The organism is Rheinheimera tilapiae, from assembly GCF_042432165.1.
Classification (GTDB): Bacteria; Pseudomonadota; Gammaproteobacteria; order Enterobacterales; family Alteromonadaceae; genus Pararheinheimera; species Pararheinheimera tilapiae.
In genome coordinates, this window is the sequence record NZ_JBHLXP010000003.1 from 907,252 (window position 1) to 921,910 (window position 14,659).

12 protein-coding genes are annotated in these 14,659 nt (G+C 53.7%); 7 read left to right on the forward strand and 5 right to left on the reverse strand.

The annotated features are described in order from the left end of the window. Positions 1–40 precede the first annotated feature (40 nt). The 3 genes from ACFFJP_RS14870 to ACFFJP_RS14880 all read left to right on the forward strand — a co-directional run bounded on the left by ACFFJP_RS14870 (position 41) and on the right by ACFFJP_RS14880 (position 2,023). On the forward strand, positions 41–640 hold the full coding sequence (locus ACFFJP_RS14870; RefSeq protein WP_377245674.1) for a hypothetical protein: 600 nt from the start codon (positions 41–43) through the stop codon (positions 638–640). A gap of 601 nt (positions 641–1,241) precedes the next feature. Beyond that, the gene (locus tag ACFFJP_RS14875) at positions 1,242–1,742 is read left to right on the forward strand and encodes a hypothetical protein (RefSeq protein WP_377245677.1); all 501 of its coding nucleotides are present in this window, start codon (positions 1,242–1,244) and stop codon (positions 1,740–1,742) included. Continuing rightward, positions 1,739–2,023 (forward strand): hypothetical protein, encoded by a 285-nt coding sequence (locus tag ACFFJP_RS14880; protein WP_377245680.1) that lies wholly within the window; start codon positions 1,739–1,741, stop codon positions 2,021–2,023. The genes ACFFJP_RS14875 and ACFFJP_RS14880 overlap by 4 nt, the downstream gene beginning before the upstream one ends. 98 nt (positions 2,024–2,121) lie before the next feature. Here the strand turns inward: ACFFJP_RS14880 and ACFFJP_RS14885 are convergent, their stop codons facing one another. The 4 genes from ACFFJP_RS14885 to ACFFJP_RS14900 are packed head-to-tail and all read right to left on the reverse strand — an operon-like array spanning position 2,122 to position 6,029. Continuing rightward, the gene (locus tag ACFFJP_RS14885) at positions 2,122–3,060 is read right to left on the reverse strand and encodes an alpha/beta hydrolase (protein WP_377245683.1); all 939 of its coding nucleotides are present in this window, start codon (positions 3,058–3,060) and stop codon (positions 2,122–2,124) included. Further along, a complete protein-coding gene (locus ACFFJP_RS14890; protein WP_377245686.1) occupies positions 3,060–4,247 on the reverse strand; it encodes a serine hydrolase domain-containing protein in 1,188 nt (395 codons plus the stop codon). Before ACFFJP_RS14890 ends, ACFFJP_RS14885 begins: the two co-directional genes overlap by 1 nt. After that, the gene (locus ACFFJP_RS14895; protein WP_377245689.1) at positions 4,240–5,658 is read right to left on the reverse strand and encodes a peptidoglycan DD-metalloendopeptidase family protein; all 1,419 of its coding nucleotides are present in this window, start codon (positions 5,656–5,658) and stop codon (positions 4,240–4,242) included. Before ACFFJP_RS14895 ends, ACFFJP_RS14890 begins: the two co-directional genes overlap by 8 nt. Beyond that, on the reverse strand, positions 5,652–6,029 hold the full coding sequence (locus ACFFJP_RS14900) for a BlaI/MecI/CopY family transcriptional regulator (RefSeq protein WP_208932934.1): 378 nt from the start codon (positions 6,027–6,029) through the stop codon (positions 5,652–5,654). The genes ACFFJP_RS14895 and ACFFJP_RS14900 overlap by 7 nt, the downstream gene beginning before the upstream one ends. A 246-nt stretch (positions 6,030–6,275) precedes the next feature. On the opposite strand from ACFFJP_RS14900, the gene ACFFJP_RS14905 reads away from it, so the two are divergent. Genes ACFFJP_RS14905 through ACFFJP_RS14915 form a run of 3 tightly spaced genes read left to right on the forward strand, consistent with a single transcriptional unit; the run spans position 6,276 to position 9,850 of the window. Beyond that, positions 6,276–6,986 carry a response regulator transcription factor gene (locus ACFFJP_RS14905; protein ID WP_446686832.1) on the forward strand — a complete coding sequence of 237 codons (711 nt, stop codon included), beginning with the start codon at positions 6,276–6,278 and terminating at the stop codon, positions 6,984–6,986. Further along, complete coding sequence (locus ACFFJP_RS14910; RefSeq protein WP_377245692.1) at positions 6,983–8,236, forward strand: sensor histidine kinase; 1,254 nt, start codon at positions 6,983–6,985, stop codon at positions 8,234–8,236. The genes ACFFJP_RS14905 and ACFFJP_RS14910 overlap by 4 nt, the downstream gene beginning before the upstream one ends. A 60-nt stretch (positions 8,237–8,296) precedes the next feature. After that, positions 8,297–9,850 (forward strand): amidohydrolase family protein, encoded by a 1,554-nt coding sequence (locus ACFFJP_RS14915; protein WP_377245695.1) that lies wholly within the window; start codon positions 8,297–8,299, stop codon positions 9,848–9,850. Positions 9,851–9,856: 6 nt separating this feature from the next. On the opposite strand, the gene ACFFJP_RS14920 is transcribed toward ACFFJP_RS14915, so the two are convergent. Beyond that, positions 9,857–10,690 (reverse strand): peptidoglycan DD-metalloendopeptidase family protein, encoded by an 834-nt coding sequence (locus tag ACFFJP_RS14920; RefSeq protein WP_377245698.1) that lies wholly within the window; start codon positions 10,688–10,690, stop codon positions 9,857–9,859. 626 nt (positions 10,691–11,316) lie between these two features. Between ACFFJP_RS14920 and ACFFJP_RS14925 the strand changes: the two genes are divergently transcribed. Beyond that, on the forward strand, positions 11,317–13,953 hold the full coding sequence (locus ACFFJP_RS14925; RefSeq protein ID WP_377245701.1) for a TonB-dependent receptor plug domain-containing protein: 2,637 nt from the start codon (positions 11,317–11,319) through the stop codon (positions 13,951–13,953). Positions 13,954–14,659 lie beyond the last annotated feature (706 nt).

Sequence of the window (14,659 nt, forward strand, 5' to 3'; positions counted from 1 at the left end):
TTTAAGTTAACCTCAATCAGTTCCATTCTGCGGGGTTGCAATGAAATCTTGGTTTTTTGGCTTATCGCTGTTATGTGCCGTTACTGGCTGTGGTGGTAGCAACACAACAACCCAAATCCCAGTACCCACCCAGCAAACTCAGCCAGGTAAGTATCTGTTTGCCGCTATTTATGAAAACCATTCCTGGGTACATACCCAAAAAGGCTTTGTGATTAAAGGCAACGGCGATTTGTATTCTTTTGACCTGTCGGACACTAATGCGGCATTACCCGCTGCCGAGCAAGCCAGTGAAGCTGAGTTAACGCGTTTTTTTGAAGCTGCACGGTTTGAGTTTGTACAGACAGTGTCCGCAGAACAACTCAATCAGTTGTGGCTGCAAGGTCGGGACCTTAGTAACAACACCCTTGGTAAAGAACAAAGCAGCTGCCGTGATGCGGGGAAATATCAGTATCTGATGTTTCAGCCAGTGGGCAATCAGCAATACCGCCAAGCGCTGATCTATCAAACCGGCGACTTCCGCCGTGAGCAGCAAGATAGCAAGGCGGAGCTATTGAAAGATTATCTGGTGAAACAAGCTGTGAAATTACAGATTGCCCACATACTAGACCCTGATGGCAACAACTGGTGTTCCGGACTTTAATCCGCATGAAAAGCAGCAATCCGCTGCTTTTTGTCCTTTTACACAAAAATATCAGAATTTTATCAACTGTTTCCCACGCAAAAGTGCACCGGCTTGATTGTTTTTCACACTTTTAGTCACTTATAGTTCACAAAAAACATATCAGCGCAAAAAGTAGCGCTTTTAATCACAAGTCAAATCGGGTGACACCTATGAACGATCTGAGTATTCAGGGCAGCAGGGCATACGCTGTTGCCTATGCATCTAACGACGCCAAAACCCAGGCAGTGGCGCAGACGACAACAACCACGTTAGCCTCCGGCCAAAGCAGCAGCGATAAAGTGTCTATAAGCGCAGAAGCTCTAAACAAGTTTCAAAGTGAAACAACATTAACCTCGTCAGTCACCTCAACCAGCGGTGGCGAGCCAGAGGCTCCAGGTTCCGGCAGGACTGAAACAGTTCAAAGCGGCGGTAGTACTCCGCCCCCACAAACCCCGCCAGTAGTAACACCGTTTAATGGTGAAGGCATAAGACCTCCTGTTTGAAAATTTTCAATCAAATTAGGCTAAACACAATATCAAATACATAACATCTGAGACACTAAACAATGCTGAGTGGGAATTTGTATGAATCGCTCAAAGATATAGGTGATGCTACGAGCGTTGTTTATGCTGCTCTGTTTTTTCTTGCATTTTTCTTTGAGAAGAAAATGAGCTCTGCTACGGTGGCACTTTTAGTTCTTTGTTTGACTAAAGGACTTGCACTTTTGTTGCTTCCTTACTTATTAACAGTTGCGTCAGAGCCTGGATTACATAATAAATTTGCGTGGTATGGGTCGTGGATGTTCTTAAACGTACTTTGTATCGCATTAATTTCGAAGTTTCATATCGCAAATCAGATAAGAGCATCAAAAGTAGCACTTACGGTATCTTTGGCCTATGTTGCATTTACAATCATACAGGCTATTGATTTCATAGATAGAGCAACTTTAGACAACGGATTCTTTGCGACTGCTTATCAAATAAGTATTCCAACAATTAATATTGGACTCATCCCGCTGATTTGTTATTTCTGGTTACAAGATTTCCGGAAACTAGCCTTGCACAACAGGGGGATTAAATGAGCTTTGTTTTGATACTAGCAAGCATTAGCTTGGTCGTCCTGGCGCTAGTTGCTCACATAAAGCTGCTAGCTCTCGCTGGCGAGCCCCAAATCTATGCCGAAGTTGCCAGCGAGCTGCAGCAGCGGGCGCACGATTTGTTGGTACGTAAAGATCATATCGAAGCGCGTGCAAATCTTAATCTGGCCGAAGAAAACGAACGCTGGAAAAATGATTTGGCGCAGTATATGGAAGATTATGAGCAAGAAGCACTGGCGCGCCGGCGGATCCATCTGGGTCATTAAGCAGACAAAAAGTCGGGCTGACTGACTCCGTACTAGTCAAAAAAACAAAATGCAGCCTGATTTCGGCTGCATTTTTGTATTTGTTGCTGGGCACAGCATTATCCGCCGGTGTAAGGCCCTGCCCCTGGCAAAATCTCCAGCATGGCGCGGGTGACCATTGGCGGAAACACCGTCAGGTGATCTTCGTCAGCCAGCACCTTCGCCTGCACTTTCAGACCGGGTGGCTTGGCCTGTTGCAGCAACAGGGCGAACTGTTGCATGTCACCGACCAGATCAGTTTCAGCATAGTGTCTTGCTGTTGGGCCTGGCTGTTCAAAACTGCCACTGTATAACCAGACATTAGCCCGGGTAGTCTTCGGCATGGCCGCCAGCAGCGTCGGCGCGGCCTGCAGCAACTGCTTTTTGTCAAACCACAACGACGGACTGCTCAGCACATAATGACTAAATAATGTTGGCTGATGCAGGATCAGATAAGCACCAAACAAACCACCATAAGAGTGGCCGAGGTAAATCTGTCGCGTCGGGTCAATACGGTATTGTTGCTGCAGTAGCGGTAACACCTGCTTCGCGACAAACCCGGCAAAGGCTGGCGCATTACCATAAACCGTGGCGCCATAGTCTTCACCAGGCAAAGGTGAGCGGGCTTTCACATTCGTTGGCGTGTAATCCCGGCTGCGACTAGCGACAGGCGTTTCTGTGACCGGATAGGCCAGACCTGCCAGAACAAAGTCTTCGATATTGCGGCCTTGCTGACCCACCCGGTTACGAATACTGCGGATCAATGGAAACGCATAAGGTGCATCCGTCACCAATAATAATGGGCAGGCACTTTTGCGCTGCTGACAGGACGGCGGAATGTCGACCCATAGCGGATAACTACGCCCCTGAAACTGCAGCTCATGCACGGCAGTACCGGTTAAACTGACAGCCGGTGGCGGTATTTCTGCAGCGACTGCGGCATTACAGAACATTAGTGCCAACAACGAATGACGCAGGGTTTGTCCGAGCTTAGCGCCGGACAGATTACAGCTCAGCATTATCTAGCCCCTTTTTTCGTTGCGCCATGCTTGTGTTTTGCCAGCTGTGGTCCGGGTAATACCTGCAGCCAGAACCAGCCAGCCAGTTTGCCAGTGACGTCGGCTTCAGCGTTGGTCAGCAGCACCAGGCCATAACCGGTCGCCGGCGAATAAGCGATATAGGGCCGGTAACCGTCGACCACACCAGCGTGGTAATACAGCTTATCGTCGCCATACTGCACCATCCGCCAGCCGCGGCCGTACCAGGCACTGGCATTGCGATATTGCTGCCAAACCGGCCAGCGCGGCTTCCCTGGCATTTTTACCAACGGCTGCTGCAGCTGACCCAATAGCGCTGGCGAAAATACTTCTGGCCGGTATCCCAACATCGCAATCAGGTATTGTGACAAGTCCCGCGCACTGGCATTGACGCCGGCAGCGGCTGGAAAACGATAAAAATTGGCTTTAGGCTTCACAGTGCGCCAGCCTTTGCCACCACGTTGATGCGGCAGCGCTTTGTTGCGGCTGGCCAGCAAACCGGTCAGACCGTACGACGCAGTATGCATTTGTAGTGGCGCAAACACTCTTTCACTGACCAAGGTTTCATAAGGCCGACCAGTACTTTGCTCTGCCGCGCGGCCCAATAAACCAAACAACACGTTCTGGTAGCTATAACAACGACCTGGCGGACAAACCGGCGAAAGCTCAGCCAACCGCGGCAGAATTTGCGCCGGAGTTTGGTCGGCTTCTATCAGGTCCTCGAAAGCATGTGCCCAAAAACCCGAGCCTTGCGACAAAATGGTTTCGACACTGACTTTTTGCTCAATCGCCGCCGTTTTCAGCTGCAGTTCCGGCACATAAGCCTTCAACGGTTGCTGCAAATCCAGTCGGCCCTGCTGGGATAACTGCACCATGATATTGCCAGCAAAGGTTTTCGACACTGAGGCTAACCGGAACACAGTATCTGCATTGACCCGGGCGTTGTCGCCAACGGCGCGTACGCCATAGCTACCAAGCGCCAGCACCTGGTCTTTATAAACAATGGCATAAGCACCGCCAGGTACTTTGGCCTGCTGCAGTTGCTGATTAAACTGCTGCTGAAATTGCGGCAATAATGCCGGATCTGCGCTGGCTTGAGCCTGCGGCATGGAGGTGATCCAGCCCAGCGCAGCACAAATCCATAGCTGTAAACGGTACTTCTTATTCACCCGTCGCTCCTTGCAGCTGGTCCAGTGGCAATACAGTTGCCGGATCAATTCGCTGCCCGTTTAATAACAATTCCAGATGTAAATGCGGACCGGTCGTCCGACCTGAATTCCCCAAAATACCGATCTCCTGCCCGGCATCAACCTGCTGACCCGGCTGCACGTCGACCCGGTCCAAATGAGCAAACATCGACTGGTAACCACCACCGTGGTCCAGCAGCACCACATTGCCGAGATTCGCGTGCAGGCTGCCAGTGCCGGCCAGCAAAACCCGACCAGCTGCCACAGCTTGTACCGAAGTGCCACGCGCCGCGATAACATCAACGCCGTTATGCGGTTTGTTTTGGCGGAAACTGTGCACTTCACCATACCAGGAGCCCACTTTGCCCTGCACCAGCGGCGCCAGCCACTGCGCTGGAGCAAGTCCGGTCAGTTCAGTTTTAATCGCCCATACCGGCAAGCACAGCGCACAGATAGCGGTAATGATCAGTCTGCGTTGCCAGCGCGACAACACCCGCCCTGGTTGCATGATTTGTCCAAGCCGGTGCTGCAGCACAGCGCCGCAGCCACTGCCGGCACTGGCCTGCAGCCAACGGCCGGCTGGCGTCGCCTGATGCTGCGCGCGGATCGCCTGCAATAAAGTCCTGGCATACAACGCACGTTGTTTCGGTTTTTGCGCCAGCACCCAGCCATCAACCTGCGTTTCCATCGCTTGCTGGAAATGCCGCTCCAGCAGGCGCAGCGCAGGATTAAACCAAAACAATGCGCAGAGCAGTCTCCAGCACAATAACCACAATGGGTCACGGCGTTGTAGGTGTTTCAGTTCATGCCACAACAGTAACTTTTGCTGAGCTGGGGTCAGCTGCCAGAACCATTCCGGCAACCACAATACCAAGCGCCGGATGCCACTAACAAAAAGGCTGCCTCCCACCGGCAGCTGTTGCAGCTGCAAAGTTGGATATTGGGCCAACAAGCGCTGTAAAGCCGGATCGTCCTGCACCACGGGCTGTAGCGCTTGTAGCGGCAGCGGTGCCGATAACTGATATAGCGCACGCCACAAGCGCCACTGTCGAGCCATCAGCCACAACGAAATCAATGAACCCAGCGCCAACAACAGCGTCGCCAGTTGTGGTAACAAGGCTTGCAACGGCTGCTGTTCTACCCAGCCCGGATGCGCCGGCAACGCCAGAAACGGGCTGATCCCGTGATCGAGTTGCTCTGACCATTGTTTCGGTAAATGGACGGCACTGTGTGGCCAGGGCAAAAATGGCAGCACCGAAACCAATAACAGCAAAGGCGCCAGCGCCGGCCAGTTCGCCAGCGCAGAAAAACGTCGCGCCGAGCGTTGTAAACACCATGCGGCGGTGGAGCTCAGCAGCACCCAACAACATAACGCCAACAGCAGATTCAGCATGAGTCACCGCCTTGCTCCAGCTGCTGTAATTGTTGTTCTAGTGCCTGTAGATCGTCAGCCGTTAATAACCGGCTGTCGGCAAACATGGCTAATGGCATCGGCTGTTTCAGCTCTAGCACCCGGCTGGCAAAATCCTGCGCCAATGCCGCCAGCGTGGCCACTTTCGTCACCTGAGCGCTGTAGCTGTTCTGATTACCTTGTAGCTCTGCCACCAATAACCCTTTGTCGACCATCCGCTCCAGTGTTTTGCGTGTCGAGGAATAACCCCAGCCTAAAACATCGGCTAACTGGTCGTGCAATTCGCGGCCGGTTTGTGGCTGCAGCTGCCATAGCAATTTGAGAATTTCCAGTTCTGGGGCTGTTGGTTGCATCCAGATGTCCTGCCAGTTCAGTGATGGATAAATACTGCGACAACTGTCGCAGATTGGCAAGTAAAAATTGCGACAATTGTCGCAGATTGGCGTTGATTGCGGAAAACAACAGCAGTTACCACGGGTTTCCCTGCCAAATTTGACAGATTTTTCACGCCGGCCGCGTTATGCTGAATACTTCTTACAACGACAAGCTGGCCACAACGGCGAGCAGCCCTGCAGCAACGACCACCAGCAAAGAGACATATGTCAGGCACCGCATTTAATCACGCCCTATTGCGTATCCTGCTGATCGAAGATGAGCCGGCTTTAGCACGCAATATCGTCGATTACCTGCAACTGTGTGGCCATCAGACCGATTACGCTGCCGACGGCCAACAGGGCCTGCAACTGGCATTGCAACAGCATTTTGATGTGATCCTGCTGGATTTGATGTTACCGCGACTGGATGGCCTCAGTCTGTGCCGACAACTGCGCCAGCAAGCCTCGCGACATACTCCGGTGCTGATGTTAACGGCACGGGATACGCTGGATGACAAAGTGCAGGGCTTTCATGCCGGCGCCGATGATTATCTGACCAAACCTTTTGCGCTAGCCGAACTGGGGTTACGCTGTCAGGCGCTGGCGCGCCGCACACAGCCACAGGACTATTGCCTGAGTATCGGTCCGCTGACGCTGGATCGGCGCGCACATCAGGCTTGGCGTGACGATCAGTTGCTGCAACTGCATCCACTTGGCTTTCAGATCCTGCAACTGCTGGCTGAAGCGTACCCAGCGCTGCTCAGTCGTCAGCAATTGTCAGAACGGCTCTGGCCGGACGATGCACCAGATTCTGACGCTCTGCGCAGTCATATTTATCTGCTGCGTCAACAGCTCGACAAACCCTTTGCCAACGCGCTGCTGCATACCGTACATGGTGTTGGCTTTGTACTGCGCCTGCCCGAGACCTTGCCATGAGCCGCAACAGCATCGTGGCGAAAACTTCACTGACACTGCGCATTCGCGCTGCATTTTTGTTATTGGCACTGGCGTGTGGTCTGATGTTTGCCCTGCTGAATCTGGTTTTTGTCTACACCACCGAAGATGCGTTTTTTTATCAACGCCTCGATAGCGAGATCGCGAGGCAGCAGCAGTTGCCGACGCCGCAATCACCACCTGACCCGCATTTGCAGCTGTATCACATGCCAACAGAATTCCCAGCAGATCTGGCGGCAGCCTATGCACAACAACCAAAAGGGGCTGAGTTTGCCGGTGAGCAAGGCCGGCATTATCATGTGCGGCGTTGGTTGCATCCATCCGGTACAGCGCAGCTGTATCTGGTGATGGAAGTCAGTCAACAACTGGTGGTGCGGCCCTTTCGCCACATTATGTTCAGCATATATGGCGTGTTACTCAGTGTATTTCTGCTGCTGGCGCTGGGCCTTGGCTGGTATCTGGCACGTCGCGCCAGCAGGCCGCTGCAGCAGTTGGCCCTGTTGGTACAGCAGGATCCGTTACCACTCGGCTTTGCCAGCCAGTTTCAGGATCAGGAAATCAGCCTGTTGGCGCATAAACTGGAGCAAAGCATGCTGCGGTTGCAACAGTTTGCCGAGCGCGAGCGCCAGTTCAGCCGCGACGCCAGCCATGAACTGCGCACCCCGCTGGCCGTGATCCAGAGCAGCTGCGAGTTATTGTTGCTCAACCCGCCGCAAGATGCCGACGCCGCACGCCGCCTGCAGCAGATCGCCAGCGCCTGCAGCCAGATGCATCTGTTGATCCAAAGTCTGTTACTGATGGCACGCGAGGCCGACGCTGCTGCCGGCAGTCCGGTCAATCTCGCTGCGACCCTGCAGCAACTATGGCAACAACAGCAACAATGGCAACCACGACCTGAGCTGACTCTGCAGTTACAACTGCCAGAGACTCTGACATTGCTGGCACCGCCTGAATTGTTGCGGTTGTTGTTGAGCAATCTACTGCAAAATATCTGGCGCCACAGCGCCGCTGGCACTGTGTGTATCAATGCTGGTGAAGACTGGCTGCAACTAGAGAATCCGCGCACAACAAATCCGGGCGCTGCCAGTGCCCTATCCGGCTTTGGTCAGGGTATTGCGCAGCGCTTAGCGCAGGCTTGTGCGCTGGACCTGCAAAGTGAAGCGACATCACAGTTGTGGCGTAGCCGCTTGTGCTGGCGATCTCAGCCGGTTGAACCGGTGGCGCCGGTTTGACATAAATTTCACCTGACAAACCGCACACTATGGTCTTTGCCTGATCACTGTGGAGCACCCATGTTACGCCGTATCTTGTTATCCATCGCCTTGCTGTTGGGTCTGTTATTGATCAGCGCAGTGGTGCTGATCCTATCGCCAATGCCAGAGCCGCCAGGTCCGACAGACCGGTACCCGCGGATCGTACTGGACCATGTTCATATCATCGATACCCAAAGCGGCCAGGTGCAGCGCGACCGTGCGATTTGGATCCATCAGGGGCGTATCGCGCAAATCACAACAGCTGGGGACACGGTTCCAAAGGACTATCACTATGTGTCAGGCGGTGGCAACTATGTAGTGCCGGGTCTCTGGGACAACCATAGCCATAGCCTGAAATTGTCACCGCAACTACATCATCCGCTGTATCTGGCGCATGGTGTCACCTACTTGCGCGATATGTCCGGTTGTATGACAGGTGTTGACAGCTTATTGGCTTGTGTAACAGATCGACGGCGCTGGTCACAACAAGCACAGAGCGGTGAACGCAGTAGCCCGCTCTATCCGCAACAAAGCAGCTTTGCCATCAATGGTGGCGCTGAAGTTCCGGCTAATTTTCCGGCCTTTTTACGCATGCAAAATGCGGCTGATGCCGCAGCGCTGGTCAAACATTATCAGGCCCTTGGCGTCGATACGCTGAAGACCTATGAAAAACTCAGCCCGCAACAATATCGGTGGCTCAGCCAAGCCGCGACGGCAGCTGGAATGCAACTGGCCGGCCACCAGCCATGGCGAGTTACGCTGGCCGATCTGATCCAGGCACGCCAACATAGCGTCGAACATGGCCGGCTATTTTTATTTGAATGCTCTGATGTTGCCATGCAGCTGAAACAGCAGCCGATGCAGGAAGGATTGATCAACAGCGACGTCTGGCGCCAAATCCTGCAAAGTCAGGACCCGGTGATGTGTCAGCAGAAAATGGCTGCGATGGCTCGTGCCGGCTTGTGGTGGAGCCCGACCTTGTTAACGCTGCAGTTAGGCGCTCGCGCTGCGGATCCAGCGTTTCGCCAGAACCCGCGACTGGCGCAGGTGCCCTGGCTACTGCGCAAGCTTTGGCAAGCCGACGCTGATGGCATGCAACGCCGTGGGCTTGATCAGCAAGGCCAGCCAGTCCATGCTGATCTGCTGGCACTGGCGCAGCAACAGCTGAAACAAGCTGTGGCGCTGGGAGTGCCTATTCTGGCCGGCACAGATACGCCTGACAGTTTTGTCTTTGCCGGCAGCGGTCTAATTGACGAACTTGAGCTGTATACCCAAGCGGGCCTGACCCCGTTGCAGGCACTGCAAAGTGCGACCTTATGGCCTGCGCGTTATGCCGGTATCGAGGCGAGTGCCGGCACTGTGGAAGTAGGGAAAGATGCGAACCTGCTGCTAGTCGCTGACAATCCTTTGCTGCAGATCCAGGCACTACGTCAGATAGAGGGGCTTATTCTGGCCGGACATTGGTACGACAAAGCGCAGCTGAACGCGTTGCAAACCTTTAGCACTGAACAGGCCGGCAGCATGGCGCTTAACCTGCAGCTGCTCTGGTCAGCGCTGCAAAGCGCTCAATTTCGCCAGCAATTTGCTGACTAAACCTGGTTAATCGCCAGCACTGGCCGCTTTGGCGGAGCTGGCTTTGCTTTTGCCCGATTTAGCTGCCCCCGGTGTTGTGCCAGTTTTACCGGTTTTGCTTGTCGTTTTCGCGACCCTGCTGACAGATTGTTTTGCCTTGGCCGATGTCTTTGACTGCTTCGCAGATTTTGCCGGCACAGCTTTGGCGACTTTGCTGGTCACGGCGCGGTTTTTAGCCGTTACGACACGTTTTTTCGCTGACTGCTGATTGGCCGCCGCCTGACGCTGCATTTCTGCTAAAGCGTGTTTACGTTCTTGTGGGCTTAACGGCAACAGCGCAATAGGGTCTTGCGGTACGCTGCCGCGCCACAGTTCAAAATGCAGATGCGGCCCAGTGGCTCGACCGGTTTGGCCGACTAAGCCAATCTGCTGACCGGCTTCCACCCACTGACCGAGCTGCACATCGAGCCGTGATAAATGCGCCGACAAACTGGTCAGCTGGTCGCCATGTTCAATCAGCACGGCGTTGCCAAAGGCTTCACTCAGGCTGCTGTTATCGGCGCTTAACACTACGCCACTGCTTGCAGCAAACACCGGGGTGCCGCTTGGCGCCGCAAAATCAACGCCGTGATGCTGGCGATTGCGGCTTTTGATGATGTAGCGGGCAAATGAGGCGCTGATGCGCGCGCCAGGTAACGGATGTACAAAGGTGACCGGCCCGCGCTGATGCTGCGTCACGGACTTTTCTGCCACCGGCGGCGCTATAACAGGCGGTGCGCTGGCACAGCCTGCTAGCAGACAGAGCCAGCCTACCATCAGACCGGCGCCGTACAGACGTCGGTTTTGCAAAAATACACGCATAGAGTTTGATTCCGGCTAACCTGAGGTCAGCATCTTGGTTCAAGGCTTCGCACGCAGCAGCTTAAAGTGAGGCGTGGCTTTATTGTCAGACAGTGTCGCTGGATCAATGACTTCCGGCAAGCTAACAACGCAGATCTGCTTATTTTCCGCACTGTTGATGCTACAAATGCTGATTAACTTTTATCTGTTATTCCTTTTAGGTATATAAAAACCGAATGACAACGCTTGTCATGCTATAAAAAATCGCTAGAATGCGCGACATCTGGACGGCTAAACATCCGAAACATCCAGAGATGAGATTCACCCTGCACATGCTCACCGGTCAACCGGAAGCCTGGAAATCGTAGTAAGAAGGATTCCGACCATGTTGCCAGTTCAACAGTTAAACATTGCCCACAGCGGTGGGAACCCAACCCCTATCAGTTGCCTGCTGCCAACACGAATGTGTTGCTGATCCTCTGATACGCCAGAACTGCGTTCCTGATTTCGCAGCGATCTTCGGCCACTCCATTTTTTACTGACTGCTCCGGCAGTCCATTTCACTGAGATATTCATCAGGGCATGGCTCCATCCAGAACCAGCTTTGTCCTGAATGTGCTCAGCTCTGAATTTTATTGAGGTTTATCATGCGCTTTACCCCACATTCACTAACGCTGCTGGCCAGCGCCATCACTGTTGCTACGCCTGCAATCGCCACCCCTGCTGCAGAAAACATTGCTGCAGAAAATAAAGTTGAGCGGATCCAGGTCACCGGTAGTTTTATCAAACGTAGTCAGCAGGAAGACGCTACACCGCTGCTGCAAATCGACGCCGACGCCATCGCCGCCAGTGGCAAAGTCACATTGACCGAAGTGCTGCGGGACCTGTCGGTCAATTCCGGTAACAGCTTTGACGAGCAATATACCGGCAGCTTCTCCGCTGGCTCGGCATCCATTGGCTTGCGGGGTCTCAGCCCGAAAAACACCTTGGTATTGGTCAATGGTCAGCGTCTGTCCAACTACGGCTTTGCACTCAATACGCAGGACACTTTTGTCGATCTGAACGCTTTACCTTTAAGCGCAGTGAAACGGATTGAAGTGTTAAAAGACGGCGCTTCGTCGGTCTATGGTTCTGACGCCATTGCCGGTGTAGTGAACATCATTTTAAAAGAACAAATCACTGACACCGAGCTGTCGCTCAGCACCGGCCGTGCAACACAAGGCGGTCTTGAGCAATATGGGCTGGGCCTGTCGACCGGCATCGGCGAAGTGGCACAGGATGGCTATAACCTGAGCCTGACGCTGGATTGGTTTGATCGCGCCCGCTTGGACGCCAGCGACCGCGACTTGCTGAAAACCGGCGATTTCCGCCATTTGCCTGGTGGCAAATTGGCTGGGTGGAGCGCACAGGGTGCCAACTCGCTGGCAAATCCGTCACTACCGCAGGCTTTGACGAACTGCCCGGTCGGCAGCGCAAAACGGCCATGGAGTGATTTCACACCGGGTCGCAAAGGTGAAGTTTGTGCTTTTAACGCACAACCTTTTAATACGCTGCAGCCTGAAGTGACGCGCCGGCAGCTGTCGTTACAAGGCACTGTGGCACTTGGCGAAAACCTGACCGGCTTCGCCGAGTGGTTGTACAGCGACAATGATTCGGCCATGTTGTTTGGTGCGCCGCTGACCGTCGGTAGTGGTCTGAGGGCGTACAATCCGCTGAATGGTACGCTGTCAGATATTCCAGTGTTGTTACCGGTGAATCATCCCGACAATTCTCTGGCTACGAGCTCAGGCAAACCGCTGGCGATTGAATACACCTTTTTTGACTTAGGCGCACGCACCAAAGCTAACAGCCAGCAGTTCAGCCGCCTGCTGACCGGGCTGAAATATCAGGGTGACGTCTGGGATGCACAGGTACAACTGCTGCAATCATTTAGTCATCAGCGTGAATATGTCGACAACTTCGTCAATCGTTATGAATTCGAAAAAGTACTGCAAGACGGTAGTTACCGCTTTGATGGCCGCGAGAACAGTGCTGAAGTGCTGAACCGGTTACGTTTGCAAACACGCCGGCCGGGTGAATATGAAATTAATTCGTTAAACGGCAATGCCAGCCGCGATCTGTGGGACAACGACTACGGCACAGTGGCGATCGCCACCGGTTTTGACCTGCGTAAAGAACGGATGGACGCCGGCACGTCACCGCAAGTGTTGTCCGGCACGGAGCTGCGCCCGGCAATCAATCTGGTCAAAGGCGAACGCACCGTAAGCGCGGCTTTTGCCGAGCTGAGCTTGCCGCTTTATACCGATTTAACCGCCAGTATCGCGGGCCGCCTAGATCATTACAACGATTTTGGCCGGTCATTCTCGCCAAAAGCAGGCGTGCATTATGTCCTGGCGGAAGACTGGTTACTGCGCGCGTCCTGGTCGCGTGGTTTCCGTGCACCGTCTTTACCGGAAATCGCCGACAGCAATACTATCAGCTACGGCACTGTGATTGACCCGAAAGATCCGCTGGAACCTGGCAGTCGTCGAGGCTATACCCAAGTCCGGGGCGGCAACCCACTGCTGCAACCGGAACGCTCGACCAACAGCAATGCTGGTGTGATCTGGTCATTCAGCAAACAAGGCAGTGTGGGCGTTGATGTATTCAGCATCGAACAGCAGGACATTATCGCCGGCGACAGCGCGCAATATGTAGTTGATCATCCGGAACTGTATGCCGACCGCATTCTGCGTGATGCGCAGGGCCGCTTACAGATCCTGAAAAACCAATATACCAATCAGGGTAGCCGCGACACCCGTGGTATAGATATCGACTTTAACTACCGCTTTGAACTGAGCAATGGTCATAGCCTGAGCCTGAAAACGGTTTGGTCACATCTGCTGGATTACAAACAAGCGCTGGTGGCCGGGCAACCGGTGCTGAAAGGCGCGGGCAATAATCAATTTGGTGCTTTACCGGCATGGAAGAGTAACAACAGCCTGATTTGGCAACACAGCGACTGGCAAGCCAGCCTGACCGCCGCTTTTAGCAGCGGCTATCAGCAAAAAGTGGCGACTACCGCTAGTAACCCGGGCCTGCACAACGATATCAACAGCTTCACCCAATGGGACAGCCAGCTGAGCTACCGCGGTATTGCTAATACACAAATCAGCTTTGCCGTGCAGAACCTGCTGGATCGCGACCCGCCGTTTGACCCAAGCGCCAGCAGTGACTACACCGACACCACACAATACAACCTGCGTGGCCGGCAAATTAGTCTGACCGCCAGTTATCAGTTCTGATCAACTACTGTTCGTTGCGAAGACACTAAGTAAAAGGCCCACTCGATTGAGTGGGCCTTTTTGCTTTATTGGGAACGGTGATGCGCTCCGCAGAGCTGATGGCGTTAGCTTGCTTTTTAACCCGAGCTTCACGGTACTAATCGTATTGGGTAGCCACAGTACGACATCAGTGCCGGGAAATAGCCTGACAGGCCATAAACGACAAAGCCCCTGTCGAAAAACTGGGGCTTTTAGCTTTATTGGGAGCCTTGATATCCCTCGCGGAGCTCGGGATTGCTCATCATCTGTGTGACAGCCAGCAGAGCAAAACTGTTTGCGTCCTGCAATTCAACACCGCGGCTTCGTGGGAGTCTGCACTCTCGCGGCGCTTCGGGTGTGCTCAATCGGCTGTGTGACAGCCAGCAGAGCAAACCTGTTTCCGTCCTGCAATTCACCACCGCGGCTTCGTGGGAGTCTGCACCCTCGCGGTGCTTCGGGTGTGCTCAGCCGCTGTGTGACAGCCAGAAGAACGCAACATTGGTTGCGTTCTTAAACACCGGCTTCGCTTTACTACTCTACGTGGAGTAAACCGTCAGGATGCCATAAAGCAAAAAGGCCCGCTCGACTGAGTGGGCCCTTTGGCTTTATTGGGAGCCTTGATATCCCTCGCGGAGCTCGGGATTGTTCCGTCGCTGTGTGACAGCCAGCAGAGCAAAACAGTTGGTTT